Source organism: Bradyrhizobium sp. AZCC 1577, from assembly GCF_036924575.1.
GTDB lineage: Bacteria > Pseudomonadota > Alphaproteobacteria > Rhizobiales > Xanthobacteraceae > Bradyrhizobium.
Genome location: NZ_JAZHRQ010000001.1, coordinates 6,924,041 through 6,949,897, shown reverse-complemented (window position 1 = coordinate 6,949,897; position 25,857 = coordinate 6,924,041). Strand labels below are relative to the sequence as shown.

Here is a 25,857-nt window from a genome sequence, read left to right as displayed (position 1 = left end):
CCAAGTCGCGCCAACAATGCGTTTGTTTTAGTGCGAAATTATGACCGCGCTTCGTCATTGCGAGCGAAGCGAAGCAATCCATAGCGCCGCAAGCCGAGGCATGGATTGCTTCGTCGCTTGCGCTCCTCGCAAGGACGGCATCTGGGAGTTACACCGCCATCCGTGGCAGGTGAATCGGGTAGCCCACGGTCTGCTCGACCAGATCGAAGGTGTCGACCAGCACGCGCAAGTTGGTCAGGCGGCCGGCCCTGAACTGGGCGAAATGGGCGATGCGCAGGCTGATCGGCTTGTTCGAATCCAGCGCGGTCAGCGAATAGCGCATCATCGAGGCGGCCGTATCCACTCCCAGCATGATCGATTCGCGGTCGAAGCGGTGGACGCGGAAATTGTCCGCAATCTGCCTGATCACCTCCATCACGGCCGCCTTGCCGCGGCGCTGGCCGAAGAACGGAAACATATCGATCGGTCCATAGATCGCCCAGTCGACCTCCTCGTCGAGCAGGGTTTCGAGATCGGCGGGCTGGCGTTCATTGATCGCACGATGCAACGCGCGCGAAAAACGCCAGAGACTATGCTCTGTCATTTTGATTTGGTCCTAAAAACTGGATTTCAACAACGGCAATCGCGCCCAATCGGGCGTCTTCATCGACGCCGGGGCCGAAATGCCGGACTTTCACTGTTGCAGCCAGAAATAGAGCAGTTTCGCCAGAACGCAATTGCCGTTTTTGCAATGCACAAATGCGACTGTTTTGGCCGCATTATCGGTCGTGGCGGCGCACCGGCTCGCGCTGGATAATGACGAAGGCGCTAAATCAGCTCCGGCTTTCTACCGGTCAGGATCGCGGCGACGTCGCGTTCGAGCAGTTGCTGGACCAGATCGAAGGTGTCGATGATTTCCCTGATCTGGCTGATCTTGCCGTCGCGCAGCGTGTAGAAGCCGGCGATGTCGAACTGCACCATGCGCTGGTTGATGCTCTTGCGGAAGAACACGCGGATGAACGCGGCCGCCTTGTCGCCCTCGACCACCAGGATGGGCACCTCGCAGCGCAGTTCGGAATAGCGGGCGCGGACGGCGTTCCACATCTCGCGCATTTCGGCCTTGCCGCGGCGATGGCCCATATGCGGCAGGATGTCGATCGGGGCGTTGGCGAGCGACTCGATGTCGTCTGTGCAGCGCGCCAGCGCGCCTTCGACGTCACCGGAATACAGGACGTTGAGGAAATCCAGTACGCGCTGACGATGAGATTCCTCGGTCATTCGTCCACCCCGTCTGGGTTCGATCCGGCTCTGCGGCCCAGTCCAAGGGAAGGGCAGGGAAGGGCGGAGGGATCAATCAGCAAAGCAACCTACAGTATGTGACGTGGTGGTTTCCAAAAGGTTCACTGCCGCGATGCGACGACGCAGCGAAGACGCGCGGAGCCTGTCATCGGGCCGCGCTGCGTGCGGACCCGTTGGCGCTCCTCACTATTGAGGGCTTATGACACGATAAGATTAGCGCTAGGCCAGGATACTGCTGCCGCTTCTGTCCTGCCGGCTAAGCGGCGTCTTTGGTTGCGATCATCGTCCGGATGTCGTCGGCCAGTTCGCGGTAATGCAAGCCGAGGCGCAGGTATAGCTCGCGCTTCGCCCCATCCGACGTCAACTTGCCGATCAAATCGCATTCGGCAGCGAGAGTCTCGAACCGCTCCAATTTGGCTTCAAGGTCGGTCATGACGCGTCTCCCCTAACGCCCACCAAGGGGATCAGCTTACGCCTTCATTTTACGTCACGGCTAACATCGTTATCGGATAGAACTAATTTTACAGCCTCGGCGATTGCGCGGACGCTCCGGCAATCGTTGCCCGGCAATTTGCCTCGGGAAACGTCATCATTCCCAAGGGGAGGCAAAGCCTCCTGGCCGGTTATCCGGATGAGTGGGCGTCGGAGAATGCCCAGCTCACGACCAATCGGCGGACGCTTTGAGTGCACCCGCGGACGGAGACGTTGGGCCACGCTTTCTGGTGGCGCGAGCAGACATTGGCCACCGGAAGAAACGCCGATGTGTTATTATGCCGGCGCCAACGTCGCACAAATGACGCGGTGTTCAGATGATCACAATCCCGGAACTGGTGGCGCAAGCCTTGGGGTCGTTTCTGGCCTCGGATACCAGGAGCAGGTTTGGCTCCTCTCAAGCCCGGCTGGCTGAACTTCTCCCCTATGCAGCCAGGCTCACATTGGAATGCATCGGCAACAGCGACGCCCTGTATCACAACATCGAACACACCATGCTCGTGACCCTTGCCGGGCACGATATCCTGATGGGCCGGGCGATGCTGCGGCCAACGACGCCAGACGACTACGCCAATTTCATCCTGGCGTGCCTCACCCACGACATCGGATACGTGCGCGGAATCGTCCAGGGAGATGACGGGGATTCCTATGTCGCAGATCTCAGCGGCCGTACTGTTCGCTTGGCGCGAGGTTCATCCGATGCCGCCCTGGGAGCCTACCATGTGGACCGCTCGAAGCTGTTCGTCTTCGAGCGGCTCGACACAACCGAAGAAGTCGATGCGAGCCGGATAGCCAGGGCAATCGAGTATACGCGATTTCCCTATGTTGATTCATCGTCGAACGACGAGCTGATCGAGGAAGAGGGCCTGTTGCTGCGCGCGGCCGACCTCATCGGGCAGCTCGGCGACCCCAACTACTTGAAGAAGGCGAATGCCCTGTTCTACGAATTTGAAGAAGTCGGCATGAACAAAACGCTCGGCTACCAGACGCCGGCAGACGTCGTTTACAAATATCCGCAGTTCTATTGGAACAACGTCGCTCCGCAAATCCAGACGGCAATACGCTATCTCAATGTCACATCGAGTGGACGGCAATGGATAGCAAACCTGCACAGCAACGTTTTTCGGGCCGAGCGCGAAATGAACCTGTCCGGCCCGCAGCCGTGATCTTGGCCTGCTCGCTCCGCGTGGATCGAGCGGCGTCCGCCTGCGCTAGCCGTGATAGCTCGGCGAATTCCGCGCGAGCCCATCGAACGCGTCGAGCAGCCGCTCGCGCCAAGCATAGACCGGATCGTCCTCCATCAGCAGCTTGAACGGGCTGACCACGCGCGCCCACTGGAACGCGCCGAACACGATATAGTCCGCATAGTTCGCTGCCGTGCCGCCGAGGTACGGCTGCGTCCGCAATGTCAGCCGCAGCGGATCGAGGCTTTTGCGAAAACCTTCGACCGCCTTGTCGCGGTCGGCCATGATGTCTTCCAGCTTCTTGCCAAAGCGCGCCTCGCGCGACGCGCGGAAATAGGCGGCATCCTCCGGCTTCAGGTTGAGCGGGACGTCGGCGATGATGAGCGGAAATATACCGCCGATCACGCCATCGCCCCACCAGTTCAGCATCCGTCCCATGGCGCGGCCGCCCTCGCCACCGAACAGCGACGGCCGGTCCGGATACTTGTCTTCGAGATAGTTGGCGATGGTCCAGGAATCGACGACCGCGCTGTCGCCGTCGAGCAGCACCGGCACCTTCTCCGAGCCATGCGGCGCGATCGCGCTTTTCTCGGTGAAGCGCCAGGGAATCGTCTCCGCCGACAGCCCCTTATGCGCTAGCGCCATCCGCGTTCGCCAGCAGAATGGGCTGAACGGACGGGATGGATCGGTACCGACGAGTTCGTAGAGTTTGAGGGACATGCGATATTGTGCGCGAAGTCAGCGTTTGAAACAACAACCGTCATTGCAATGACGACGGAGTGCGGTCTGCCCGTTCCCGTCATGCCCCGCCACCGGGTCGGCCGAACGGCCGCCCGATGACAGGCTCCGGCGGGGCATCCAGTACGCCGAGACGCTAGTGGAGTCACGGCCGCCCGTGGTTACTGGATCATCCGCCTTCGCCTTCGCGGATGATGACAGCGGGGTGCGGTGAGAACAACGGAACCCTACCGCACCACAGCCGCGGTCTGCCCGAACAGGATTCGGCGCTCCTCCTCGGTGCGGTTGACGGGCTGGCCAAAGTTCGGATTGACCTCTTTCGCCTTGGCATAGGCGCGCTCGGTCGCGGGGCGGGCGCGGATGGTCTCCAGCCAGCGCTTCAGATGCGGGAAGTCGTCAATGTTCTGGCTCTGGTTCTTGTAAGGCACGATCCAGGGATAGCTCGCCATGTCGGCGATCGAATAGTCGCCCGCGATGAACTCGCGATCGGTCAGACGCTTGTTGAGCACGCCGTAGAGCCGGTTGGTCTCGTTCACGTAGCGGTCGATCGCGTATTTGATCTTGTCCTGGGCGTAGTTGGAGAAGTGATGGTTCTGCCCGGCCATCGGCCCGAGATTGCCCATCTGCCAGAACGTCCACTGGATCGCGTCATAGCGGCCGTAGAGATCGGACGGCAGAAACTTTCCGGTCTTCTCGGCGAGATACAGCAGCATCGCGCCGGACTCGAAGATCGAAATCGGTTTTCCTCCGCCCTTGGGTTCATGATCGACCATCGCGGGGATGCGGTTATTCGGCGCGATCGCCAGAAACTCCGGCTTGAACTGGTCGCCTTTGCCGATGTTGACCGGAAATATTTTGTACTTCAGCCCGGTCTCTTCGAGGAACATCGTGATCTTGTGGCCGTTCGGCGTGGTCCAGTAGTGAAGGTCGATCATGGGGCGATCCTGCTGGTTGAAATCCGTGCATCGCAAGAAAGATGCGGATGCATGAAATTGATCGGACCGATGTCCCAAGTCAATGCGGGCTAAGGGCGTCGCGCGGAAATGTGATGACGGCCGGCGACGCGGGATTAGCGTTGCGGCACGTCGATGCGGCCGTGCTCGCGCAGCAGCTTTTCGCCTGATGCGGTGACGGTCACCATCAGTCTGGTTCCGGCGATGGTTTCGCGAGTGACGTAGCCGCGATCGGACGCGTCTTCCCAGATCGTCAGGCGCGGACAGGAGGTCCGCCAGGTCGCGACCACTTCTGCGTAATTCCGCGGCTCGCGGGCGACCCATTCGACGAAGTCGAGCACCAGTGGATCTGCAGCATCCGACATCAGCCCTCTCCCTTCAGAAGGAAGCAACCGAGCCGTGAACCAGCAACAGCCAGCTTCCATAGAGAATGTAATAGCCGGCCACCGTCGTGATCAGCCGGTTGGCCCCAGGTACGAAACTGCGCGTCGCTCATCGCCTCAAGAATCCGCCGCGCCAGTGTGGTGCCGAGCATCGAGGCCACGATCGCAACCGCGGCCAGCACGGGATCGAGCGTCGCGGCCTGGTCGATGATGCCGCCGAAATAGATCAGTTTGGTGAGATGGCTGACGACCTGGCAGGTTGCCTTGGTGGCGACCACCTCGCGGCGGCCGAAATTGCCGCCGAGAAAGAACGTGTCCATCAGCGGGCCGGAGACGCCGGTCATCAGCATCAGGCCCATGCAGATGAAGCCGTAGAACGAGCCCTGCCAGATGCTGTCCGGGTTCGGCTTGAGGTTCTTCGGCATCAGCCGCGCCATGAACGGCGTGGCCCCGAGCAACAGCAAGGCAATGGGCTTGTCCGGCACGTAGCGGGTCAGCGACCAGACGCCGAGCGCCAGCGCGCAGCCGATCAGATAGACGAACACCGGCCGCCAGCGGATATGCGCCCGCCACAGAAATGCGCGCCAGCCATTCGACGCCATCTGCGTGATCGCGTGCAGCACCATGGCGGTGGGCAGCGGCATCAGCATCAACAGCACGCCGATCAGGATCATCCCGCCGGCCATGCCGAACAGGCCGGACAGGAAGGCTGTCGCGACCATCAAGGCACCGAGCGCTGCGATCATCAGGGCCGTCATCGGCAATCTCCACATGACATTTCTGCCGTGCTTGTCGCAGCTACGCAAACCGAGTTATCTTGCTCTGGCATCAGTTTTCCTGAGGGTCATGTGCGGCGGCTGCTCTTTCTCAACGGCATCAAGGCGTTCGAAGCGGCAGCGCGCACCGGCAGCTTCGCCGCCGCCGGGACCGAGCTCAACGTCTCCGCCGCCGCCGTCAGCCGGATGGTGCATCTGTTGGAAGAGCGGCTGGGCGTGGCGCTGTTCGAGCGCAAGGCCAACCGACTCGTGACCACCGCCGCCGGCCGCGCCTATCAGAACGGGCTGACGCCGATCTTCGACGCGCTGGCGAGCCTGACCGCGCAGGTGACGGCGCCCGCAAGCGTCCGCGTGCTGACCATCGGCGTCGGGCCGACCTTTGCGATGAAATGGCTGATCCCGCGGCTGGCGGATTTCCGCAAGGAAGAACCCGACATCGACGTCCGTATCACCACCGGCGGCGCCGCGGTGCCGTTCGGCGAGGACTGGAGCTGCGGCATCAAGCTCGGCGACGGCGAATGGCCCGGCCTGATCGCCGAGCCGTTGTTTGCGGCCGATCTGCTTCCGGTCTGCGCGCCGCGCCTTGCGGGCGCGCTCAAACGTCCCGGCGACCTGAAGGGGCCGACGCTGCTGCGAGTGGCGCATTCGCCCGACGACTGGCCGTCATGGCTCGAGGCCGCCGGCACCGCTCGCATCAGCGCCCGCGGACCGGAGTTCGAGTTTTACGGCCAGGCGCTGCAGGCCGCCGTCGACGGCCTCGGCATCGCCATGGGCATCCGCCCCTATATCGACGATGACCTTGCGGCCGGCCGGCTGGTCGCGCCGTTTGCGTTAAGTGTGCCGAAAGGCATGCGCTGGTATCTGGTGTATCGCGGCTTCAGCACCGGGCAGCGCGATTTCGCCGCGTTCCGGCGCTGGATCGTTCGCGCGGCAGCGGAGCCCGCCACGCGCCGCAGGGGCCACAGACATGCCGGATGAGAAGATCGAAACGCTGGTGATTGGCGGCGGCCAGGCCGGCCTCGTGATGAGCCACCGCCTCAAGCAGCGCGGACTGTCGCATCTGGTGCTCGAGCGCCACCGGATCGCCGAACGCTGGCGCAGCGAACGCTGGGACGGATTGATATTCCAGTTTCCGAACTGGTCGGTGCGGCTGCCGGACTTTCCATTTCCGCACAGCGATCCCGATGGGTTCTCGGATACGGCCACCATCATCAAATTTATCGAGGCCTATGCGGATTTCGTCGCGCCGCCGATCCGCTGCGGCGTCGCGGTGACGCGGCTGTCGCAGCGCGACGGCGGGCGCTTTATCGCCGAGACCACGGATGGCACGATCGAAGCTGACAATGTCGTCGTCGCCACCGGACCCTATCAGCGCAGCGTCATCCCGGACCTGTTGCGCGATCATCCGGTGTTTCAGGTGCGTGCCGCCGACTACAGGAACCCCGAACAGCTTCCGCCGGGCGCGGTGCTGGTGGCCGGCGCCGGTGCGTCCGGCGCGCAGATCGCCGAGGAATTGTTGCAGGCCGGGCGGCGCGTCTATCTCTCGGTCGGACGGCATCGCCGCCTGCCGCGCCGCTATCGCAGCCGCGACCTGATCTGGTGGCTCGCCGAAATGCAGCTCGACCAGATCACCCCGGAGGAGCGCGGGCAAGCGCGCCTCGGCCCGGTGATTTCGGGCGCCTATGGCGGACGCAGCATCGATTTCCGCGACTTCGCCGCCCGCGGCATGATCTTGCTCGGACGTCTCGACGCCGCCGATGGCGGCGTGCTCGACATTGCGTCGGGTCTCGACAAAAGCCTTGGCGACGGCGACATCGCCTTCACCACCTTCCTCGACACTGTCGATGAATATGTGAAACGGCGCCGCCTGGAGCTGCCGGAAGAGCCCGGCGCCCGCGCGACGCTTCCCGACCCGCCTTGCGTCACCGCGCCGCTCACGCGCCTCGACCTCGCCGCGGAGGGCATCTCTTCGATCATCTGGGCGACCGGCTACGGCGTCGATTTCGGCTGGATCGATATCCCGGTCCTCGACGCCCGCGGCGAAGCGGTTCATCGCAATGGCATCTCAGCCGTATCCGGCCTGTACTTCCTCGGTCTCCAATGGCTGTCGAAGATGAACTCCTCGTTCCTGTCAGGCGTCGGCGACGATGCCGTGGTGCTCGCGGATCATATTTTGGCGCGGCGCTGAGCACTCGCTTCCAACCTCGCCCCGCTTGCGGGGAGAGGTCGGATCGCCCTTGCGATCCGGGTGAGGGGGTACAGGTCTATCCATGAATCACAACTCGTGGAGCGAGCCCCTCACCCCAACCCTCTCCCCGTGAAGGGCGGGGAGAGGGAGCTAACTGCCGAAACGCCACCGAAAAAACCTCCGCGACATGTGAACTCCTTCACATCTCCCTCTGCCGCGTCGTGCTCTGGTCGCGCCATGCGCAATTCCGGGGGGGACGCGCCATGATCTATGGCGGCTTTGAAATCCAGTCGTTCGAAGCAGGGAGAGGGCTATGGCACGCCAGGATTCAACGGGCCGACCAGGAGCCGGTGGTGATCGACGGCCTGGCGTTTCCGACCCTCGAAGTCGGCTTCGCCTGGTCGGATCCGGAAGCGGCGATCGCGGATGCGAAAGCCCATATCGATCGTTTCATGCCGCGGTTCGCGATTCCGTAAGCACGACCGGCGGAACTGCCGGCCGCATCTCTTTGCCCCTGCCCGAACAGACCCTGCAAGCGACGCCGGTGCTTTCGAGCTGCCCGGATTGCAGCGCATCGCTCGCGGTGCTGCGCATCATTCCCGGCCGTGCCGGCGCCGAATACTGGACCATGCGATGCACGCGCTGCGGCGGGATCCATCTGGAGATCGTCAATGCCTCGACGGCCCCGCTGACGGCGTAAGGCGCGGCGGTTCCGAATCGCCATTGCTGACATCTGCTGACATGACGAAGCGCAGTATCGCGCGCAAGGCCGTTTGCCCTTTTCTCGCTGGCTGACTCGTCCCATATTCGCCGGATGGCGAAGAAACCTGACACCCCCAAAAAGCCCGGCAAATCCCCCAAATCGAAGGCGCATCGGCCAGACGTGCAGCCGATCGGGCCGGCACTGGCCGAGCTGCTCAATCCCGCGCTCAACCGCGGCGATGCCGGCATGGGCTCGGGCACCGGCCTGCAGCCGCCGCCGGACAATTCCTGGGACCGCCGCGCCGGCGGCGAGGCCGCCGCGCATCGCGCGCGAGCCTCGACGCGCGGAACCAGCGCGGACGTCGGCAAACGCGATGCATCCCCACAAGGCCTCGAAGAATCCCCCCAAGCCAACTACGGCACCGCGGCCACCATCCCGACCCTCGACCCCGAGCTCGCGCGCCAGCTCGGCCTGCCGACCGCGGAAGACGACGAGGAAGCCCTCGCTCGCCCGCCGCGCAACAAGATGGAAGCGCTCGGCGTCAAAGCCACCGCCGATGCGCTGGAAAGCCTGATCCGCGATGGCCGTCCCGAATTTCGCGGCGACAACGGCCAGCTCAAGGTCTGGACGCCGCACCGGCCGCCGCGCCCGGAAAAATCCGAAGGCGGTGTGCGCTTCGAGATCAAATCCGAATACCAGCCGAAGGGCGACCAGCCGACCGCGATCGCCGAACTGGTCGAAGGCATCAACCGCAACGACCGCACCCAGGTGCTGCTTGGCGTCACCGGCTCCGGAAAAACCTACACCATGGCCAAGGTGATCGAGGCGACGCAGCGCCCGGCCCTGATTCTCGCGCCGAACAAGACGCTGGCCGCGCAGCTCTATGGCGAGTTCAAGAATTTTTTTCCCGACAACGCGGTCGAGTACTTCGTCTCCTACTACGACTACTACCAGCCCGAGGCTTACGTCCCGCGCACCGACACCTACATCGAAAAGGATTCGTCCATCAACGAGCAGATCGACCGTATGCGCCATTCGGCGACGCGCGCGCTGCTCGAGCGCGACGACGTCATCATCGTGGCGTCCGTGTCGTGCATCTACGGTATCGGCTCGGTCGAGACCTACACCGCGATGACCTTTGCGCTGAAGAAGGGCGAGCGCATCGACCAGCGGCAATTGATCGCCGACCTCGTCGCGCTGCAGTACAAGCGCACGCAGGCCGATTTCACCCGCGGCACGTTCCGCGTCCGCGGCGACGTCATCGACATCTTCCCGGCGCACTATGAGGACCGCGCCTGGCGCGTGAACCTGTTCGGCGATACCGTGGAAAATATCGAGGAGTTCGATCCGCTCACCGGCCACAAGCAGGACGATCTCGAATTCATCAAGATCTACGCCAACTCGCACTATGTGACGCCGCGGCCGACGCTGGTGCAGGCGATCAAGTCGATCAAGTCCGAGCTGAAGCTGCGGCTCGACGAGCTCAACAACCAGGGGCGCCTCTTGGAAGCGCAGCGGCTGGAGCAACGCACCACCTTCGACCTCGAAATGATGGAAGCGACCGGAAGCTGCGCCGGCATCGAGAACTATTCGCGCTACCTCACCGGGCGCCGCCCCGGCGAGCCGCCGCCGACGCTGTTCGAATACGTGCCCGACAATGCACTGGTTTTCGCCGACGAAAGCCACGTCACCGTGCCGCAGATCGGCGGCATGTTCCGCGGCGATTTCCGCCGCAAGGCGACGCTCGCCGAATACGGTTTTAGGCTGCCCTCCTGCATGGACAACCGCCCGCTGCGGTTCGAGGAATGGGACATGATGCGCCCGCAATCGGTCGCGGTGTCGGCGACGCCCGGCGGCTGGGAGCTGAACGAAAGCGGCGGCGTGTTCGTCGAGCAGGTGATCCGTCCCACAGGCTTGATCGATCCGCCGGTCGACATTCGTCCGGCGCGCACGCAGGTCGACGATCTCGTCGGCGAAGTGCGCGCGACCGCTGCCGCGGGTTATCGCTCGCTGATCACGGTACTCACGAAGCGCATGGCGGAAGACCTCACCGAGTACCTGCACGAGCAGGGCATTCGCGTGCGCTACATGCACTCTGATATCGACACCATCGAGCGCATCGAGATCATCCGGGACTTGCGCCTCGGCGCGTTCGACGCGCTGGTCGGCATCAATTTGTTGCGCGAGGGCCTCGACATTCCCGAATGCGCACTGGTCGCGATCCTCGACGCCGACAAGGAAGGTTTTCTGCGCAGCGAGACCTCGCTGATCCAGACCATCGGCCGCGCCGCGCGCAACGTCGACGGCAAGGTGATCCTCTACGCCGACCAGATGACCGGCTCGATGGAGCGCGCCATCGCCGAAACCAACCGCCGCCGCGAAAAGCAGGTCGAATACAACACGGCTAACGGCATCACGCCGGAGAGCGTGAAGAAATCGATCGGCGACATCCTCAACTCCGTCTACGAGCGCGATCACGTGCTGGTCGAGATCGGCGACGGCGGCATGGCCGACGACGTCATCTCGATCGGCCACAATTTCGAGGCCGTGCTGAACGACCTCGAAACCCGCATGCGCGAAGCCGCCGCCGATCTGAACTTCGAGGAAGCCGCCAGACTCCGCGACGAAGTCAAACGCCTGCGCGCGACGGAAATGGCCGTGGTCGACGACCCCACCGCAAAACAGCGCGCCGTGCAGGGCAAAGCCGGCGCCTATGCCGGAACGAAGAAGTACGGCGAGGCCGCGAACCTGCCGACATCAGCGATGAAGAAGCGCAGCGCCTCTTCACCCTCCGCTGGAGGGGGAGGGTCGACCGCTGCAGGCGGTCGGGGCGGGGTGAGCCGCAGCGGCGGTTCTTCCACCTCGAAAGTCCACAAACCCCATCTCGACGAAATGCACGGCCCGGAATCCTTGCCCTACCGCCCCAGCGGCGCCAAACCGCGCAAGCTCGAGATCGGCAGCGGCAGCAAGATCTTCCAGCCCACGGATTCGCGGCAGTCAGGCCCGGAGTTCGGGCCAGCCCCGCGATCGAGCGGCGGCGCACCGGGGCACCGGGGCGGGTGGAAGAAGAGGTAGGGTTTGGCCACGCATGAATGTGATGAGCGGCGGCGGGTCAGCCGTCATTGCGAGCGTAGCGAAGCAATCCAGCTTCTTTCCTTGACGCTGGATTGCTTCGTCGCTGCGCTCCTCGCAATGACGCAATGGTCGTCGGTGCAGTTAGTTGTATTGTGATCCTCTGGCAATTCAAAATAATTGCGATACGCTGAGTTCATGAAACTCGGCTTTGAAGAGTCCCAATTGTCCTACACAAGCGGCTCGCAAAGCGCCCGCGCCTGGACAGAAGCTTGGGTGAAGGCTTGGGCCTACTGCCCGCACTGCGGCAACGCCAAGATTTCGTCCTTTCCCAACAACTCCCCTCTCGCCGATTTCTTTTGCCAATCCTGCAAAGAGGAATTCGAACTCAAAAGTCAGAAAGGCAGATTCGGAACGCGAGTCGTCGATGGCGCGTTCAAGACCAAGTGCGAACGCCTTGCCGCCAGCAACAATCCGAATCTGCTTCTGATGAACTACGACCTCAAATCGCTTGCGGTCGTGAACCTGTTCATCGTGCCGAAGCACTTCTTCGTCCGGGAGATCATTGAGGAGCGAAAGCCGCTGGCACCCACTGCGCGACGGGCCGGCTGGATCGGCTCCAACATCCTGCTTAGTCGAATTCCAGACTCCGGCAAGATACATATCATCCAGAACAGCGTTGTTCGCGCGAAAGAACTCGTCCTCGCCGATTGGCAGAAGACACTCTTCCTCAGAAACGAATCCCCGGAAACGCGCGGCTGGTTGCTGGATGTGATGAAGTGCGTGGAGTCGCTTGGCAAGCGGGACTTCGCCCTTGACGAGGTCTATGCTTTCGAACGGCACCTCGGAGATCTCTATCCCGGCAACCAGAACGTCAGGCCAAAGATACGGCAGCAGCTTCAATATTTGCGGGATCGCGGGTTTATTGAATTCGTTTCGCGCGGGAATTATCGTTTGCGACACTAGGGAGCCCGGCGATGGCATGGTTTCTGAATCGCTACAAGTGCGACCGCTGCAGGCGCCGATGGGCCGATGAATGGTCCTGCATGTGCGACGACACATGCCCGCATTGTGGCGCGCGGGATATGACACCGTATGAAAGCGAGGAACTGACCACGCTTATTGAGCAAGAGGGCAAGGTGTTCGTCGTCCTGTGGTCGCCAGAAACGGCGGAACACGATCCGGACTATCGCGAACTCGGTCGCTTTCCGACCCGAGAGAAGGCGTTGGAGTTTCTGGCGGCGGACCAATGACGCATTGTCATTCCGGGATGGTCCGAAGGACCATACCCGGGATCTCGAGATTCCGGGTCCGAGCTTTGATCGCCCCGCAATGACGGGCGGAGAAAAGCTACCGCCCGACCGCCACCGCCAGCATCATCACATTCGTTACCAATTGCAGCGGCACCATCGGCTGTACGCGGCACTAATCGACGAACCGAAGCGACGCTTACAGGAGACTACTACTACCGATTGCGCTGCTGGCCGGGCAAATCAGGCATGGCTTGGTCCAGTCTTGCCAGCAAAAATAAACCGCTTCGCGATTACCCCAAATCACTCCTACAACTCCCGCCATCCCGCACCCGCTAGAGGGGCGTATCGCGATCGTCACGGACGTTGGGCGCGGGATGCGATGGACGCGGCAGCGTCGGGCGCGCAAGTTGATCGCGGGGCGGGCTTTGGCCTGTGAGCGAAAAGAACGGCGCGCAGACGACCGGCGCTTAAACGCTTCGACTAGAACTTCGGTCTGGCAGCATACGGGCCGATCGAAACATTCTGGTCGAGGAAGCCGCGGACGGCAAAGCCGTGTGGTCCTGGCACCCGTTGCTGGTGTCAAGCTGGCGGAGATTGATCTGACACAACCGGGTCTAGATCGATCGTCAATCCGTCAGTGACGGAGGCCAGAGGAACTCGGCTCCGAGGAGAGCGCGGTATAAGCCGTAAAACCATTGCGCAGGGAAGGCCGGGTGTTCCGGCGCACCTGCAGTCCGCCGTGTGCATTTTTGCGCACGACTGCGGGTGTTTGGGCACCCGGCTTTCCCTGCGCCCTCTTCGATTTCGAGGGCATCGTCGATCGCATGACTTCGGGCGCTTCGTGCCGCGAGAGTGTGCGAAGGCGTGTCTTGTAGGATGGGTAGAGCGAAGCGAAACCCATCCTACGGTTCTGGGTCGCCCTTCTCGGGTGGCGGCTGTTTGAAAATCGAGTTCGAGCGCGCGGCACACTCATTGTCGTCCCTGCGAACGCAGGGACCCATATGTGGACGGCCCCCTGCTTGCAAGAGGCGGAACGCGGTTCGATCGAAGCGATTGCGGCCATATGTCCGGTCTGTTGATGCGGTCGCACATGACCGCTGCCAAGATGGGGTCCACAATACGAGCTCCAAACATAGTGGCGGTGTCTTGCACCAATGGGTCCCACGGAGTGTTGCCTCGTGACTGTGATCGATCGATCAGGTCCATCTTCCGTTCTCGAGCAAGCTTCGGCCTGCGGCGTGAAGTTACCCTCACGCCGAAGCTTTGATCTGCGTCAGTTGAAGGTCATGTGGTCACCTTGTTGTGTGGGCGAGGCCCAGATTGGGTCGTTTCTCCGATGGCGGCCGCTGTTGAGCGCCGCGCGCAGGGTTGTCAAGGCTGGCCGAAGGCCACCGCCGCAGGCGGCGCGCAGCGGCCTTGACGAGGCGAGCACGGCGCTACACTCGGCCTCGGAGAGACGATGCCGGCGCGTGCCGCGTCGTAGCGTTCGCCGCTGACCATCAGTTTCCAGGCAATGCGCGCCACCTTGTTGGCGAGCGCCACGGCGGCGAGCTTCGGCGGCTTGCGCGCCACCAGATCGCGCAGCCAGGGCGAGGGATGAGCCTTGCCTTTGCGAACCTGCTTGATCACCGAGGTGGCGCCCACCACCAGGGTGCGGCGCAAGCTCTCATCGCCGGCGCGGGTAATGACGCCGAGCCGCATTTTACCTGCGGTAGAATGATCCTTCGGGGTCAAGCCCATCCAGGCCGCAAAGTCGCGGCCACAGCGGAAGACCTGCGGATTGGGAGCCTTGATCGTCAGCAGACAACCGCCGATCGGGCCGATGGCATCGACCTCGGCAAGGCGGCGGCTCATCTCGTTCTGCCGGTGCCAGGCCTTCAGCTTCGCTTCGATCTCGCGCAGCTCTCCCCTCAGCCGGTCGTACTCCTGACCGTGGATGGCGAACAGCTCTTTGGCAAGCGCGGGCACCGTTCCGTCTTCGGCAATGCGCGTCAGCAGCGGCTCGACATGGGCAGGCCCTTTGGCGGCCGCGAGGCCGAACTCGGCCGCGTGACCGCGGATGGTGTTGATGAGCTGCGTGCGATAGTCGATCAGCCGCTGGCGCATCGTCATCAACATTTGCGCCGCTTGCTCTTCCACACTCTTGACCCTCACGAAGCTCATGCGCGGCCGGCTCATTGCCTCGCAGATCGCGTCGGCATCTTGCTTGTCGTTCTTATTGCGCTGGACATACGGCTTCACGTGCTGCGCCGGCAGCAGCTTCGGCTCATGTCCCAGCGCCATCAGTTCGCGCGCCCAGTAGTGCGCCCCGCCGCAGGCTTCCAGGCCGACCTCGGTCGGCGGCAGCTTGCCGAAAAAGCTCAGGAAATCGCGCCGGCGCAGCCTTTTGCGCAGCACCGGCCGCTCGGCCGCATCAACGCCATGCAGCTGGAAAACACTCTTGGACGTGTCGACACCAATTCGGATAATATCGTTCATGGACGGCTCCCTTGTCTGAGATCTTTACCGACCTCATTCTGGCACATCGATGCCGTCGGGGGCCGTCCACCCCAACATACCGCGTGATCTCTCGATAGGGCAGCTTGGCAGACGCCATTCGTAAAACTTCTGCCGGTGGTTATGGGTCCCTGCGTTCGCAGGGACGACATCGAGAATGCAGCAGGGATTGGCGGCCCTTACCCCGATCGCCGGTGGCTGGTGTTCTGCGTCAGATTGCCGTGCGCGCCCTGTTCGCGAATGTTGTTCTTCTCGTCGTCGCGATGGCCTTTGGTGGTGTCGAGGGGCACGTCGGGCGCGCTGCCCGGGCCCTTGGGGCTCCGATTGTCCGGGGGAATCGGAGGCGCGGTCTTTGTCATCATGGTCTCCGTTATCAACGGAAAGACACAACGCTGGCCTTGGCGAAATCGTTCCGCAGGCGAACGGCAGCGCAATCCATGCCGCTTGCGGTGCTATGGCTAGCGGCTCCGCGTTAACGCGCCACGCTCGCGCAGCATTGCCAGCACCGCATTCAGATCCGGCACCACCGCCGCGCATCGCGCCCGCGACTCATCCGTCGGCGTCACCATGTCGGGCACCATGATGGTAATGGCGCCCGCGGCATGCGCGGCGGTCACGCCGTGGTTGGAATCCTCCACGGCCACGCAAGCCTCCGGCTTCAGGCCGAACCGCGATGCCGCGAGCAGATAGAGATCGGGATTGGGCTTGCCGCGGGCGACGTCGTCGCGGGTCAGCAGCGTTTCGAAACGGTGGCGGATACCCGCGAGCTTAAGATGCGCATTCGCCGTGCGCAGCGACGAGGAGGTGACGATCGCCATCGGACATTCGGCCGCCCGCAGCGCATCCAGGAGTTCGATCGCGCCGCTCTTCAGCGGCAAGCCTGCGCCGAGAATTTCATTGCGGTTGCTGACGAAGGCGCGGGAGACCTCCGCAAGCGGAAAGCCATCCCCGTAGCGCGCGAGCAGCATGGCCTCGCATTCCGGCCCGGGCAGGCCGACCATCGCCTGGCACAGCGTTACGGCGTCGTCAGTGAACCCATGCGCGGTGAGTGCCGCGACCAGGCTGTCGAAATAGACCCGTTCGGTGTCGAGCAGCGTGCCGTCCATGTCGAGCAGGACAGCGCTGACGTTCCATTTCCCGATCACGCCGCACCCGCGCCGGCGCGCTGGCTAGCGAGTTTGCGCAGGCACTCCGGACAGAGACAATCGCTACCGTCCAACGGCATCGGCAGGCGAAACGTCTCGTCGTTGCACCAGCAGGGGCCGGACAGGTTGCAGCCGAATTCGTTGCCGCAGCCGGTGCAGGCGAGGCGGCGCGCTGGCGCATTTTCCAAACGATCTGTCATCAACGAGGCTGAATCCTGACGTGGAATTAATCCCGGGTTCACACTGAGGCGCGTTATACTTCGCCACTATACGCTTGGGAAATTCTAAGGGAAATCCGATGGCCCGCGATTCGCAAGCAGCCCTCGTTGCGCTCAATCGCTTCGGCTTCGGCGCGCGCGGCGGGGCATCTGGCGATGTTCTCGACGCCGCATCCGATCCGCGCGGTTTCGTCAAGGCGGAACTCGGCCGTCCCAATCGCGTGCTGCTCGAAGTGCCGGGGCTGCAGTCGACGCCCGCGCTCGGCAAGGCGGTGTTCGACTATCAGTTCGAAATCCAGCAGGCCCGCGAGGCTGCCAAATCGGCCGCGCCGCCGGCTGCAGGCGAAGGCGCGTCGTCGCCACCAGATGCGAAGGCGCAGCGGCGAAACCTGTCCCTCAACGGCATCGCCATGGAGATGGCGCCCAAGGAGTCACCCAGGGAGTCACAGGCCAAGCCGGCGGAGAATCCCGGCGCGATGGCACCGGCGGAAACGATGCAGCCCAATGCGCCAAAGCCGCCGCCACAACCGCTCAACATCATCCAGAAAACCTTTCGCGCCGAGGCGCTGGCGCGGCTGCAGCGCGCCGTCATCGCCGATGGCGGATTTGCCGAGCGGCTTGTCGTGTTCTGGTCGAATCATTTCTGCATTTCCGCCAACAAGGGCGGGCCGGCGCGGATGTGGGCCGGCTCGTTCGAGCGCGAGGCGATCCGCCCGCACGTGCTCGGACGCTTCGCCGATATGCTGAAGGCGGTCGAGCAGCATCCGGCGATGCTGTTCTTCCTCGATAACCAGCAATCGCTGGGCCCGGATTCGCGCGCCGGGAAAAACCGCAACCGCGGACTGAATGAAAATCTCGCCCGCGAGATACTTGAGTTGCATACGCTCGGCGTCGGCGGCGGCTATTCGCAGGACGATGTGACGTCGCTGGCGAACATCATCACGGGCTGGACCTATGCGGGAAGGCTGGGCCAGCTCGGCGCGCCCGGCACCTTCGTGTTCAATGCCAATGCGCATCAGCCGGGCGCGCAGCGGGTGATGGGCAAGGTCTACGATGCCGAAGGCGTAGCGCAGGGCGAGGCGGTGCTGGCGGATATCGCGCGGCATCCTTCGACCGCGAAATTCATCGCGACCAAATTTGCGCGCCATTTCGTGGCGGACGATCCGCCACAGGCATTGGTGGCGCGGCTCGCCGATGTCTTCACGAAAACCGACGGCGATCTCAAGGCGCTGGCGCTGGCGCTGGTCGATTCCGACGAGGCCTGGAGTGCGCCGCTCACCAAGATCCGCTCGCCTTACGAATTTCTCGTCGCGGCCGGCCGGCTGCTGGCGCAGATTCCGAACAATCCCAACCTCTATCTCGCCGGCCTGAGGGCGCTCGGTCAGCCATTATGGTCGCCGGCCGGGCCGAACGGCTTTCCCGACACCAACGCCGCATGGCTGGCGCCGGAGGGCATGAAACTGCGCCTCGATATCTCTACCCAGATTGCATCGAGGCTCGCCGACGGCGTCGATCCGCGCGACCTGCTCGAGCTCGCGGCTGCTGACACGGCGTCGGTGGAGACACGGCGGACCGTCGAGCGCGCGGAATCGCGGCAGCAGGCGCTGGCGCTGTTGTTGATGTCGCCGGAATTCCAGAGGAGATGACGTCCATGGAAACGACAATGGGTTGCTGCGAGGACCTGCGATCGTCGCCGACGACGCGGCGGGCCGTGCTGCTCGGCGGCGCGTCCTTTGCGGCCTGGGCCTACCTGCCGAAGTTCGCGCGCGCGGCCGACGGCCGCGATCCGCGTCTGGTGCTCGTGATCCTGCGCGGCGCACTCGACGGGCTCGCCACCGTCGCACCAATCGGCGACCCCGACTATGCCGGCCTGCACGGCGCGATCGCGTTGTCGTCGAGCGGATCGAACGCGGCGCTGCCGCTCGACAATTTCTTCTCACTGCATCCGGCGATGCCGGAATTTTCGCGGATGTATCGCGAGAAGAAGGCCGCGGTGATCCACGCGGTGGCGACGCCCTACCGCGACCGTTCGCATTTCGATGGGCAGGACGTGCTCGAAAGCGGCTTTGCGGGCCCCGGCCGGGTACAGTCCGGCTGGCTCAACCGCGCGCTGGAAGGTCTGCCGAAGGGCGAGCGGGTGACGAGTGGGCTCGCAGTCGGCCCGATCACGCCGCTGGTGCTGCGCGGCGCGGCGCCGACCGTCGGCTGGGCGCCGCTCGCGTTGCCGCAGGCCAGCGAGGACACCGCGATGCGGCTGCTCGACCTCTATTCTCACCGCGATGCCGCGCTGGGCTCGGCGCTGAAGCAGGGCCTCGCGCTCGACAAGGCCGCGCAGGGCGACGACATGAAACCAAAGCCCGGCACCGGCGGCGTGGCCGCGATGCGGCTGGCGGCGCGCGGCGCGGCCCAATTGATGGCGGCCGACAATGGTCCGCGGATCGGCGCACTCGCCTTCGACGGCTGGGACACGCATGCCAATGAAGGCGGCCCGGTCGGCCGTCTGGCGCAACTGCTCGGCGGCCTCGACGGCGCACTCGCCGAATTCGAAGCCGCGCTGGGACCGCGCTGGCGCGACACGGTGATCGTGGTCGCGACCGAGTTCGGTCGCACCGCGCGCATCAACGGCACGCAAGGCACGGATCACGGCACCGGCACCGTCGCGCTACTCGCCGGCGGCGCGGTGAACGGCGGGCGGGTGATCGCGGACTGGCCGGGGCTGAAGCCGGCGAGCCTCCATCAGGGCCGCGACCTCGCGCCGACCACCGATCTGCGCGCTGTGATGAAAGGCGTGCTGAAGGATCAGTTCGGGCTGGCTGAGAAGGTGTTGGCGGACAGCGTGTTCCCGGAGAGCGCCAAGGTGAAGCCGATGCAGGGGCTGGTGGGGTAGGAGGCTAGCCCCACCCACGGTGTCGTCCCGGCCTTGAGCCGGGACCCATAACCACCGCTGGCATTGTTGGAGCACGCTGGGGAGCCAGCACGGCATAACCACGTACACTTGTGGTTATGGGTCCCTGCGTTCGCAGGGACGACACCGAACCAGACCTAATTCGTAATCCGATCGACCTCCGCCATCTCCGCCGCGCTCAGCGTCCAGCCGATCGCCTTCACGTTCTGCTCGACCTGTTCGACGCGGGTGGCGCCGGCGATGACGCTTGCGACTTGCGGGCGCTGGGCCAGCCAGGAGAAGGCGAGTTCGAGCATGGTGTGGCCGCGCTCCATCGCGAACGTCTGGAGCTTTTCGACGATATCCTCGTTGCGCGCGGTGACGTAGCGGTCCTTCAGCGCCGGCGCCTTGGCGAAGCGCGTGTCGGCGGGGGCATCAGTGCCGCGCTTGTACTTGCCGGTGAGAAGGCCGCTCGCCAGCGGGAAGAACGGCAGCAGGCCGAGCTTGTATTCCTGCGCCGCCGGCAGCAAATCGTTCTCGATGCCGCGCACCACGAGGCTGTATTCATCCTGGCAGGAGACGAAGCGGTTGACGTTCATCTGCCGCGCCATCATTTCGGCCTCCGCGATGCGCCAGGCCGGAAAGTTCGAATTGCCGATGTAGCGGACCTTGCCTTGGCGCACGAGATCGTCGAGCGCGCGCAGCGTCTCTTCCATCGGCGTCAGGGGATCGTATTCATGCTGCTGATAGAGATCGATGTAATCGGTCTTCAGCCGATTCAGGCTGGCCTCGACCGCGGACATGATGTAGCGGCGCGAGGCGCCCTGCTTGGTGCCGTCGGTCGCCATCGGTTTCGCGTACTTCGTCGCCAGCACGATATCCTTGCGGCGGTCGCCGAGCACGGTGCCGAGCACGGTCTCGGAGCCGCCCATGCCTGCATAGATGTCGGCGGTGTCGAATAGGGTGATGCCGAGGTCGATCGCCTTGTGGATGACCTTGCGCGAGGTCTCCAGATCGGTGCGCTGGCCGAAATTGTTGCAGCCGAGGCCGACGGCGGAAACACGCAGGCCGGAGCCGCCGAGGTTGCGAATTTGCATGGATCGATCCTGTGGGAAGAGCGGGAGGAGGGCGCATTGTGGCGCGCGTGGCTTCGGCCCGCAAGAAAAGCGGGCCAGCGCCCGCGCTTGGCAGCCATGCGGCACAAAAAGATGCGGCCCCGGTCAGACGCGGCGACTGACGGGGACCGCTGGGGCGCGTGATCTGAGACGGGGGGCCTGATCAGACGCAGGGGCAGGCTAGCTGCGCTTTGTTACGCGCGCGTGACGGCAGAACTTATCCACAGGCCGGCCGAAAGCCGTGCCTCAGAGCATCTTCCGGTACACGACGAAGCCGGAGCGGTCCGCCACCTTGTCGTAGAGCTGCATCGCAGTGTGGTTGGTCTCGTGCGTTTGCCAATAGACGCGGGAACATCCTGCGCGTCTGGCCTGATCGTATACGCCATCGATGAGCGCACGGCCGACGCCCTTGCCGCGCACTGTTGCGCTGGTGAAGAGGTCCTGCAGGTAGCAGTTCGGCTCGATCATGGTCGTAGAACGGTGAAACAGATAATGCGTCAGCCCGAGCAGTTCGCCGCCGCTCTCGGCCACCAGCGCATGCACCGGCTCATAAGCATCGAAAAAGCGCGCCCATGTCATCGCCGTGATCTCGGACGCCAGCGCGGTCGCGTTCGAACGGCCATAGAAGGCGTTGTAGCCGTCCCATAGCGGTAGCCATTGCGCGTAGTCCTGGCGGGTGACGAAGCGGATGGTGAGGTCGCCGGGCATGCGCGATTCCGTTTTGGTTAAGAGATGGCGCGTCAGGGACACGGGAAGGAGGGATGTCTGTTGATTAATACAGATGTGGCAGCAGACGATCAACTTATCGCTTCGCTACTCCGCGGCGCCGAGGTGCTTCGCGAGACTGCGATGGCTGCCGCGCAGCGCGCGATAATACTCCGCGCTGCCGGGATCGTCGGTGTGGCGAACGAGGTCGGTGACCGGCGTGTAGCTCAGCATGCGTCCGCCGTCGGGAAGCGCCGTGCAGGTGAAGCGCAGCACCTGTCCATCCGCGAGATCGAGGTTGATCGGCGTGGAATCGCCTGTTCGTATCATCTCGGTGCGCTTGGCAATGAAGGCGCTCAACTCGTCCTCCGGCAGTTGCCAGGCGCCGGTGTCGCGGCCGTGATACATCAGCGCAATGAAGGGCGGCTTGCTGTCGGCCTGCTCGTCGGACAGCTTGAAATAATCGCGGAACGCGCGGTTGATGAATTCGGCGCGGGTGGCGGAATCGAGCAGCACGATGCCGATATCGACCTGATCGAGCGCGGCCGACAGGCGCTCCGCGGTAGCGTGATGCTTCTTCTCCCACGCGAACGCATCGACCCATGTTTTCCGCAACAAGCCGGTGATCAACGCGGTGCCGCCGGCAGTCGCCGCCAGCAGCAGCATGCGCGCCAGGTCGGACATGTCGTAACCGGGCGTAGCGCGGTGGTTGAGGAAGAACAGCGCTGATGACGCCACCGCTATGATGGCGCTGGCTATGCCGGAGACGATGCCGCTGATGGAAGCGGCAAAGGCGACGATGCAGACGAACAGCGGCGCGGGATTGGGGACTGCAACGAAGTGTCGGTCGACAACGAAGGCGATCATCGCCGTCGCTGTCGTGAGAGCCGGACCGGAGATTGCGCGCCAGTCTAACTGCATGCCCGTTCTCGCTACTTGCCGGGAATAAGACGCGAGCATGCCTGATTGTTGCGATTGTGCACGCCTTTCTGCCGCCAGTCCTAAGAGAGCGTTGCTCGCATGCGCAAGACTTTCGCATTTTTGAAATCAAATGATATCGAGTTAAGGAACGTGGTACCGCACCCGACCATTGAGCTGCTCGACATTTTTGCAAGAGGACATCGATGCCCACTGTTTCGCCGACGCTGCTGCCGATCCTGATGCTGTTTGCTTCCAACATCTTCATGACCTTTGCCTGGTACGGCCATCTGAAATTCAAGGAAAGCCCATTGCCAATGGTGGTGCTGGCGAGCTGGGGGATCGCCTTCATCGAGTACTGGCTGGCGGTGCCGGCCAACCGCTGGGGCAGCGCGGTGTACTCGGCGGCGCAGCTCAAGACCATGCAGGAAGTGATCACGCTGGTGGTGTTCGCCTGCTTCTCGGTGCTCTATCTGAAGGAGCCGCTGGGGTGGAATCACGCACTCGGCTTTCTCTTCATCGCGATCGGCGCGTTTTTGATCTTTCACAAATGGTGAGCGCTTTTGTTCAGATCGTCGTCATTTCACCGCCGGCGCCACCCGCAATACCCGTCCGTTCGAGCTATCTGTGAGCAGCCACAGCGCGCCGTCCGGCCCCTGACGGACGTCCCTGATACGCTCGTGCAGGTTCTGCAGCAGGCGTTCCTCCGACGTCACCGCGTTGCCGTTTAGCGTCAGCCGCACCAACATTGCGCCGCGCAGCGCGCCGGTAAACAGGCTGCCGTTCCATTTCGGAAACAGCTTTCCGGTGTAGAAGGCCATGCCTGACGGCGCGATAGAAGGCACCCAATATTTGAGCGGCTGCTCCATGCCGTCCTTGGCCGTGCTCTCGTGGATTTTCGCGCCGGAATAATCGATGCCGTAGCCGATCACCGGCCAGCCGTAATTCTTGCCCTTGCCGACGACATTGACCTCGTCGCCGCCGCGCGGTCCGTGCTCGATTTCCCAGGGCTCGCCGCTCGCCGGATTGATTGCGAGCGCCTGCACGTTGCGGTGCCCGTAACTCCAGATTTCCGGCTTGGCATCAGTGCGGCCGGCGAACGGATTGCCTGGGGGTACCGATCCGTCGGGCGCGATGCGGATCAGCTTGCCGAGATGATTGCCGAGATTCTGCGCCTGGTCGCGATAGGTGAAGTGATCGCCGAGCGCCACGAACAGATTGCCGTCGTCGGCCTGCGCGATGCGGCAGCCATAATGATTGCCTGACGATAGCGGGCCCTGCTGGCGGAAGATGATCTTGACCTCGTCGAGACGGCCATTGTCGTCGCTCAGTTTCGCGCGCGCAGCCGTGGTGCGGCCGCCACCCGCGGTCCGTTCGGCGTAACAGAAATAGATGGTCCGGTTCTGCGCAAAGGATTTGTCGGTGACGACATCGTGCAGGCCGCCCTGGCCTGAGGCCCACACGTCAGGCACGCCCTTGAGCGGCGGCGAAACCTGGCCCTCCGCGCTGACGAGGCGCATGCGGCCGGGACGCTCGGTCACCAGCATCGTTCCATTGGGCAGGAATGCCAGCGCCCACGGATTGACGAGGCCCCTCGCAATGGTGCGCACCTCGAGTTCGCCCGCCGACGAGTCAAACGCCGGCTCTTCGCCGCGAGTGCCGGTGGCGATCAGGAAGGAGACGGCGAGCAGGATCGCTACCGTCAAGGCGACGGTCACAAGGCCGACGGGTGTCTTCATTTTGGTCTACATCGCGATGCTGATCATCGCGCTTCGCTAGTCCAATGATGCAAACAAAAGGCTGGACCTGTCACGGAATGGGCATCGCGACGGTGGCCTTGATCGATAGCACCGTCAGGGTGACCACGAGGCAAAGCGATAGCGTGCCGATCGCAAGCGAGGTGGCGATGGCACCAAGCAACCGGGAAGAAGCGACGGGCGCGCGGCTGCTCTCGAAGCCGACCGCACCGGGTGACCGCATCATAGGCTAAATCCTTGTAACGCGGGACGAATCACCCGCGACTCACGACGTCGGGAAAATCTTGCAGCGATCACCGGCAACATTGCGGCGACCAATCGCTTAAAATGGCAGAATCACGGCAAAGGTTAACATTATGCCCGCTATTGTTAACTTTTGGCGGGGTGCTCGCGCGAAAGTGAGAAGAGCGAGGGTGGCTATGCGCCGGCGGCGACGTCGGCCTGGTCATCGACCGGCTGCCAGTCCATCGTTACGAAGCCGGGCGTCTGTTCGACCCGCCGCAGCCAGGCGCGGATGGCGGGGAAGGTCGCGAGGTCGTAGTCGCAGCGGTCGGCGACATGGGTGTAGCCGTACAGTGCGATATCGGCGACCGTGAGTTGACCGGCCGCGAAATAGGCGCGGGTCTTGAGATGGTTTTCCATCACCTGAAGCGCGGCATAGCCGCGCTCCATCCAGTCCTCCAGCGCATGGGTCTGCAGGTCGCGGCCGCCCTTGACCAGCGACAGCCAGAAATAAGCGGCGCCGATATTGGGCTCCAGCGCGTGCTGTTCGAAGAACATCCATTGCAGCGCTTCGGCGCGCTCGACGCGCGACTCGGGGGCCAGTGACGTGCCGCCGCAAACATACCAGAGAATGGCGTTGGACTCGGCGAGGTAGCGTCCTTCGGCGACTTCCAACAGCGGCACCTGCCCGCTCGGGTTCTTCTCCAGAAATTCCGGCGTGCGGCTTTCGCCGCGGAGAATGTCGACTTCGATTGCCTCATAGGGCGCGTTGAGCAGCGCCAGCGCAAGGCGGACCTTGTAGCTGTTGCCGGAGCGCTGCATCGAATAGAGCTTGTACATTGTCGTTGGGTTCACAGACGTCGAGGGGCGCGCGCGGGGAGCGAACTGCGGTAAGCCTTCGCGCCGCAACACGGCTAAACAATGATGCCGATACGAATGCGTCGCAAGACCCGCGGAATGGAAAAAGTCGAAAACCTCTACCGCACTGCACGCGCGCAGCATGCCATGCCACGACTCTGTCAGGCAACGCATCACATGGTCGGGAGCGGACGAGCGGATCGATTCAATCCTGCGCGACGAAGCTGGCTACGTCCCGCCGCGGGGTGATGACTGTGGATCCGGCGCGTGGGCCCGGCTCTGCAGCGCACCGCTGCGTCCGGGGAACGGAGATCAGTCGTTGACCCAAAAGCTTTCGTGTTCCGGACGCGACGCGGCAGGCGGTGACGCGGCGCAGAGCCGGGACTGAAGGATCGGGCACCGTGGCCATCATACCTACGAAAGTGACTTCGCGGGCCATCATCGAGAGCGGATGCAGATCGCGGAGACACAGCTTGGCGTTGAACCTTGCGGCTTCGCTTTGGCCCTCGAGGGACGGTG

27 protein-coding genes and 1 pseudogene are annotated in these 25,857 nt (G+C 63.4%); 11 read left to right on the top strand and 17 right to left on the bottom strand.

Annotated elements, in window-relative coordinates; translation table 11 throughout:
* Positions 1 to 148: 148 nt before the first annotated feature.
* The 3 genes from V1278_RS32825 to V1278_RS32815 all read right to left on the bottom strand — a co-directional run bounded on the left by V1278_RS32825 (position 149) and on the right by V1278_RS32815 (position 1,711).
* On the bottom strand, positions 149 to 583 hold the full coding sequence (locus V1278_RS32825; protein WP_334383587.1) for a nuclear transport factor 2 family protein: 435 nt from the start codon (positions 581 to 583) through the stop codon (positions 149 to 151).
* Between the two features lie 224 nt (positions 584 to 807).
* Positions 808 to 1,257 (bottom strand): nuclear transport factor 2 family protein, encoded by a 450-nt coding sequence (locus V1278_RS32820; protein ID WP_334383586.1) that lies wholly within the window; start codon positions 1,255 to 1,257, stop codon positions 808 to 810.
* Positions 1,258 to 1,534: 277 nt separating this feature from the next.
* Entirely contained in the window at positions 1,535 to 1,711 is a 177-nt protein-coding gene (locus V1278_RS32815; RefSeq protein WP_334366804.1) for a hypothetical protein, read from the bottom strand.
* A 376-nt stretch (positions 1,712 to 2,087) separates the two neighbouring features.
* Between V1278_RS32815 and V1278_RS32810 the strand changes: the two genes are divergently transcribed.
* Positions 2,088 to 2,936: a hypothetical protein gene (locus V1278_RS32810; protein WP_028350768.1), complete on the top strand. Its 849-nt coding sequence runs from the start codon at positions 2,088 to 2,090 to the stop codon at positions 2,934 to 2,936.
* 45 nt (positions 2,937 to 2,981) lie between these two features.
* Here V1278_RS32810 and V1278_RS32805 read toward each other — a convergent pair whose 3' ends face one another.
* From V1278_RS32805 to V1278_RS32790, 4 genes and pseudogenes are all read right to left on the bottom strand, one after another.
* Positions 2,982 to 3,674 carry a glutathione S-transferase family protein gene (locus V1278_RS32805; RefSeq protein WP_334383585.1) on the bottom strand — a complete coding sequence of 231 codons (693 nt, stop codon included), beginning with the start codon at positions 3,672 to 3,674 and terminating at the stop codon, positions 2,982 to 2,984.
* Between the two features lie 245 nt (positions 3,675 to 3,919).
* Entirely contained in the window at positions 3,920 to 4,627 is a 708-nt protein-coding gene (locus tag V1278_RS32800; RefSeq protein WP_028350772.1) for a glutathione binding-like protein, read from the bottom strand.
* 134 nt (positions 4,628 to 4,761) lie between these two features.
* A complete protein-coding gene (locus tag V1278_RS32795) occupies positions 4,762 to 5,010 on the bottom strand; it encodes a hypothetical protein (RefSeq protein WP_334383584.1) in 249 nt (82 codons plus the stop codon).
* 13 nt (positions 5,011 to 5,023) lie between these two features.
* Positions 5,024 to 5,786 (bottom strand): annotated as a pseudogene (locus tag V1278_RS32790) (sulfite exporter TauE/SafE family protein).
* A 90-nt stretch (positions 5,787 to 5,876) separates the two neighbouring features.
* On the opposite strand from V1278_RS32790, the gene V1278_RS32785 reads away from it, so the two are divergent.
* The 7 genes from V1278_RS32785 to V1278_RS32755 all read left to right on the top strand — a co-directional run bounded on the left by V1278_RS32785 (position 5,877) and on the right by V1278_RS32755 (position 13,020).
* On the top strand, positions 5,877 to 6,782 hold the full coding sequence (locus tag V1278_RS32785) for a LysR substrate-binding domain-containing protein (RefSeq protein WP_057842218.1): 906 nt from the start codon (positions 5,877 to 5,879) through the stop codon (positions 6,780 to 6,782).
* Entirely contained in the window at positions 6,772 to 7,992 is a 1,221-nt protein-coding gene (locus tag V1278_RS32780) for an NAD(P)-binding domain-containing protein (RefSeq protein WP_334383583.1), read from the top strand. The genes V1278_RS32785 and V1278_RS32780 overlap by 11 nt, the downstream gene beginning before the upstream one ends.
* A 263-nt stretch (positions 7,993 to 8,255) precedes the next feature.
* Positions 8,256 to 8,468, top strand: coding sequence for a hypothetical protein (locus V1278_RS32775; protein WP_334383582.1), 213 nt, complete (start codon positions 8,256 to 8,258; stop codon positions 8,466 to 8,468).
* Between the two features lie 32 nt (positions 8,469 to 8,500).
* Positions 8,501 to 8,692 (top strand): hypothetical protein, encoded by a 192-nt coding sequence (locus V1278_RS32770; RefSeq protein WP_334383581.1) that lies wholly within the window; start codon positions 8,501 to 8,503, stop codon positions 8,690 to 8,692.
* Positions 8,693 to 8,806: 114 nt separating this feature from the next.
* Positions 8,807 to 11,770 carry an excinuclease ABC subunit UvrB gene (gene uvrB, locus V1278_RS32765; protein ID WP_334383580.1) on the top strand — a complete coding sequence of 988 codons (2,964 nt, stop codon included), beginning with the start codon at positions 8,807 to 8,809 and terminating at the stop codon, positions 11,768 to 11,770.
* Between the two features lie 195 nt (positions 11,771 to 11,965).
* Entirely contained in the window at positions 11,966 to 12,733 is a 768-nt protein-coding gene (locus V1278_RS32760) for a DpnI domain-containing protein (protein ID WP_334366814.1), read from the top strand.
* Between the two features lie 119 nt (positions 12,734 to 12,852).
* A complete protein-coding gene (locus V1278_RS32755; RefSeq protein WP_334366815.1) occupies positions 12,853 to 13,020 on the top strand; it encodes a hypothetical protein in 168 nt (55 codons plus the stop codon).
* 1,371 nt (positions 13,021 to 14,391) lie between these two features.
* On the opposite strand, the gene V1278_RS32750 is transcribed toward V1278_RS32755, so the two are convergent.
* The 4 genes from V1278_RS32750 to V1278_RS32735 form a co-directional block, all read right to left on the bottom strand.
* Complete coding sequence (locus V1278_RS32750; protein ID WP_334383034.1) at positions 14,392 to 15,498, bottom strand: IS110 family transposase; 1,107 nt, start codon at positions 15,496 to 15,498, stop codon at positions 14,392 to 14,394.
* 197 nt (positions 15,499 to 15,695) lie between these two features.
* A complete protein-coding gene (locus V1278_RS32745) occupies positions 15,696 to 15,875 on the bottom strand; it encodes a hypothetical protein (protein WP_334366816.1) in 180 nt (59 codons plus the stop codon).
* Positions 15,876 to 15,974: 99 nt separating this feature from the next.
* Positions 15,975 to 16,661: an HAD family hydrolase gene (locus tag V1278_RS32740; protein ID WP_334366817.1), complete on the bottom strand. Its 687-nt coding sequence runs from the start codon at positions 16,659 to 16,661 to the stop codon at positions 15,975 to 15,977.
* The gene (locus V1278_RS32735; RefSeq protein WP_334383579.1) at positions 16,658 to 16,861 is read right to left on the bottom strand and encodes a cysteine-rich CWC family protein; all 204 of its coding nucleotides are present in this window, start codon (positions 16,859 to 16,861) and stop codon (positions 16,658 to 16,660) included. The genes V1278_RS32740 and V1278_RS32735 overlap by 4 nt, the downstream gene beginning before the upstream one ends.
* A 98-nt stretch (positions 16,862 to 16,959) precedes the next feature.
* On the opposite strand from V1278_RS32735, the gene V1278_RS32730 reads away from it, so the two are divergent.
* Both V1278_RS32730 and V1278_RS32725 read left to right on the top strand, forming a co-directional pair.
* Positions 16,960 to 18,525, top strand: coding sequence for a DUF1800 domain-containing protein (locus V1278_RS32730; protein ID WP_334366819.1), 1,566 nt, complete (start codon positions 16,960 to 16,962; stop codon positions 18,523 to 18,525).
* Complete coding sequence (locus V1278_RS32725) at positions 18,522 to 19,766, top strand: DUF1501 domain-containing protein (protein WP_334366820.1); 1,245 nt, start codon at positions 18,522 to 18,524, stop codon at positions 19,764 to 19,766. The genes V1278_RS32730 and V1278_RS32725 overlap by 4 nt, the downstream gene beginning before the upstream one ends.
* A gap of 155 nt (positions 19,767 to 19,921) precedes the next feature.
* Here V1278_RS32725 and V1278_RS32720 read toward each other — a convergent pair whose 3' ends face one another.
* The 3 genes from V1278_RS32720 to V1278_RS32710 all read right to left on the bottom strand — a co-directional run bounded on the left by V1278_RS32720 (position 19,922) and on the right by V1278_RS32710 (position 22,504).
* Positions 19,922 to 20,860 (bottom strand): aldo/keto reductase, encoded by a 939-nt coding sequence (locus tag V1278_RS32720; protein ID WP_334366821.1) that lies wholly within the window; start codon positions 20,858 to 20,860, stop codon positions 19,922 to 19,924.
* Between the two features lie 264 nt (positions 20,861 to 21,124).
* Positions 21,125 to 21,586, bottom strand: a complete 462-nt coding sequence (locus V1278_RS32715; protein ID WP_334366822.1) for a GNAT family N-acetyltransferase — start codon at positions 21,584 to 21,586, stop codon at positions 21,125 to 21,127.
* Between the two features lie 105 nt (positions 21,587 to 21,691).
* Positions 21,692 to 22,504, bottom strand: coding sequence for a PAS-domain containing protein (locus V1278_RS32710; protein WP_334366823.1), 813 nt, complete (start codon positions 22,502 to 22,504; stop codon positions 21,692 to 21,694).
* A gap of 203 nt (positions 22,505 to 22,707) precedes the next feature.
* Between V1278_RS32710 and V1278_RS32705 the strand changes: the two genes are divergently transcribed.
* Positions 22,708 to 23,058 carry a DMT family protein gene (locus V1278_RS32705; RefSeq protein WP_334366824.1) on the top strand — a complete coding sequence of 117 codons (351 nt, stop codon included), beginning with the start codon at positions 22,708 to 22,710 and terminating at the stop codon, positions 23,056 to 23,058.
* A gap of 21 nt (positions 23,059 to 23,079) precedes the next feature.
* Here V1278_RS32705 and V1278_RS32700 read toward each other — a convergent pair whose 3' ends face one another.
* The 3 genes from V1278_RS32700 to V1278_RS32690 form a co-directional block, all read right to left on the bottom strand.
* The gene (locus V1278_RS32700; RefSeq protein WP_334366825.1) at positions 23,080 to 24,240 is read right to left on the bottom strand and encodes a PQQ-dependent sugar dehydrogenase; all 1,161 of its coding nucleotides are present in this window, start codon (positions 24,238 to 24,240) and stop codon (positions 23,080 to 23,082) included.
* Between the two features lie 70 nt (positions 24,241 to 24,310).
* Positions 24,311 to 24,484: a hypothetical protein gene (locus V1278_RS32695; RefSeq protein WP_176721808.1), complete on the bottom strand. Its 174-nt coding sequence runs from the start codon at positions 24,482 to 24,484 to the stop codon at positions 24,311 to 24,313.
* Between the two features lie 191 nt (positions 24,485 to 24,675).
* Positions 24,676 to 25,320 (bottom strand): glutathione S-transferase family protein, encoded by a 645-nt coding sequence (locus V1278_RS32690; RefSeq protein ID WP_334366826.1) that lies wholly within the window; start codon positions 25,318 to 25,320, stop codon positions 24,676 to 24,678.
* Between the last annotated feature and the right edge of the window lie 537 nt (positions 25,321 to 25,857).

Coding starts and splice junctions, on each gene's coding strand:
- V1278_RS32825 (WP_334383587.1), bottom strand. CDS start 583: ATGACAGAGCATAGTCTCTGGCGTTTTTCGCGCGCGTTGCATCGTGCG.
- V1278_RS32820 (WP_334383586.1), bottom strand. CDS start 1,257: ATGACCGAGGAATCTCATCGTCAGCGCGTACTGGATTTCCTCAACGTC.
- V1278_RS32815 (WP_334366804.1), bottom strand. CDS start 1,711: ATGACCGACCTTGAAGCCAAATTGGAGCGGTTCGAGACTCTCGCTGCC.
- V1278_RS32810 (WP_028350768.1), top strand. CDS start 2,088: ATGATCACAATCCCGGAACTGGTGGCGCAAGCCTTGGGGTCGTTTCTG.
- V1278_RS32805 (WP_334383585.1), bottom strand. CDS start 3,674: ATGTCCCTCAAACTCTACGAACTCGTCGGTACCGATCCATCCCGTCCG.
- V1278_RS32800 (WP_028350772.1), bottom strand. CDS start 4,627: ATGATCGACCTTCACTACTGGACCACGCCGAACGGCCACAAGATCACG.
- V1278_RS32795 (WP_334383584.1), bottom strand. CDS start 5,010: ATGTCGGATGCTGCAGATCCACTGGTGCTCGACTTCGTCGAATGGGTC.
- V1278_RS32780 (WP_334383583.1), top strand. CDS start 6,772: ATGCCGGATGAGAAGATCGAAACGCTGGTGATTGGCGGCGGCCAGGCC.
- V1278_RS32775 (WP_334383582.1), top strand. CDS start 8,256: ATGATCTATGGCGGCTTTGAAATCCAGTCGTTCGAAGCAGGGAGAGGG.
- uvrB (WP_334383580.1), top strand. CDS start 8,807: ATGGCGAAGAAACCTGACACCCCCAAAAAGCCCGGCAAATCCCCCAAA.
- V1278_RS32760 (WP_334366814.1), top strand. CDS start 11,966: ATGAAACTCGGCTTTGAAGAGTCCCAATTGTCCTACACAAGCGGCTCG.
- V1278_RS32755 (WP_334366815.1), top strand. CDS start 12,853: ATGACACCGTATGAAAGCGAGGAACTGACCACGCTTATTGAGCAAGAG.
- V1278_RS32750 (WP_334383034.1), bottom strand. CDS start 15,498: ATGAACGATATTATCCGAATTGGTGTCGACACGTCCAAGAGTGTTTTC.
- V1278_RS32745 (WP_334366816.1), bottom strand. CDS start 15,875: ATGACAAAGACCGCGCCTCCGATTCCCCCGGACAATCGGAGCCCCAAG.
- V1278_RS32735 (WP_334383579.1), bottom strand. CDS start 16,861: ATGACAGATCGTTTGGAAAATGCGCCAGCGCGCCGCCTCGCCTGCACC.
- V1278_RS32730 (WP_334366819.1), top strand. CDS start 16,960: ATGGCCCGCGATTCGCAAGCAGCCCTCGTTGCGCTCAATCGCTTCGGC.
- V1278_RS32725 (WP_334366820.1), top strand. CDS start 18,522: ATGACGTCCATGGAAACGACAATGGGTTGCTGCGAGGACCTGCGATCG.
- V1278_RS32720 (WP_334366821.1), bottom strand. CDS start 20,860: ATGCAAATTCGCAACCTCGGCGGCTCCGGCCTGCGTGTTTCCGCCGTC.
- V1278_RS32715 (WP_334366822.1), bottom strand. CDS start 21,586: ATGCCCGGCGACCTCACCATCCGCTTCGTCACCCGCCAGGACTACGCG.
- V1278_RS32710 (WP_334366823.1), bottom strand. CDS start 22,504: ATGCAGTTAGACTGGCGCGCAATCTCCGGTCCGGCTCTCACGACAGCG.
- V1278_RS32705 (WP_334366824.1), top strand. CDS start 22,708: ATGCCCACTGTTTCGCCGACGCTGCTGCCGATCCTGATGCTGTTTGCT.
- V1278_RS32700 (WP_334366825.1), bottom strand. CDS start 24,240: ATGAAGACACCCGTCGGCCTTGTGACCGTCGCCTTGACGGTAGCGATC.
- V1278_RS32695 (WP_176721808.1), bottom strand. CDS start 24,484: ATGATGCGGTCACCCGGTGCGGTCGGCTTCGAGAGCAGCCGCGCGCCC.
- V1278_RS32690 (WP_334366826.1), bottom strand. CDS start 25,320: ATGTACAAGCTCTATTCGATGCAGCGCTCCGGCAACAGCTACAAGGTC.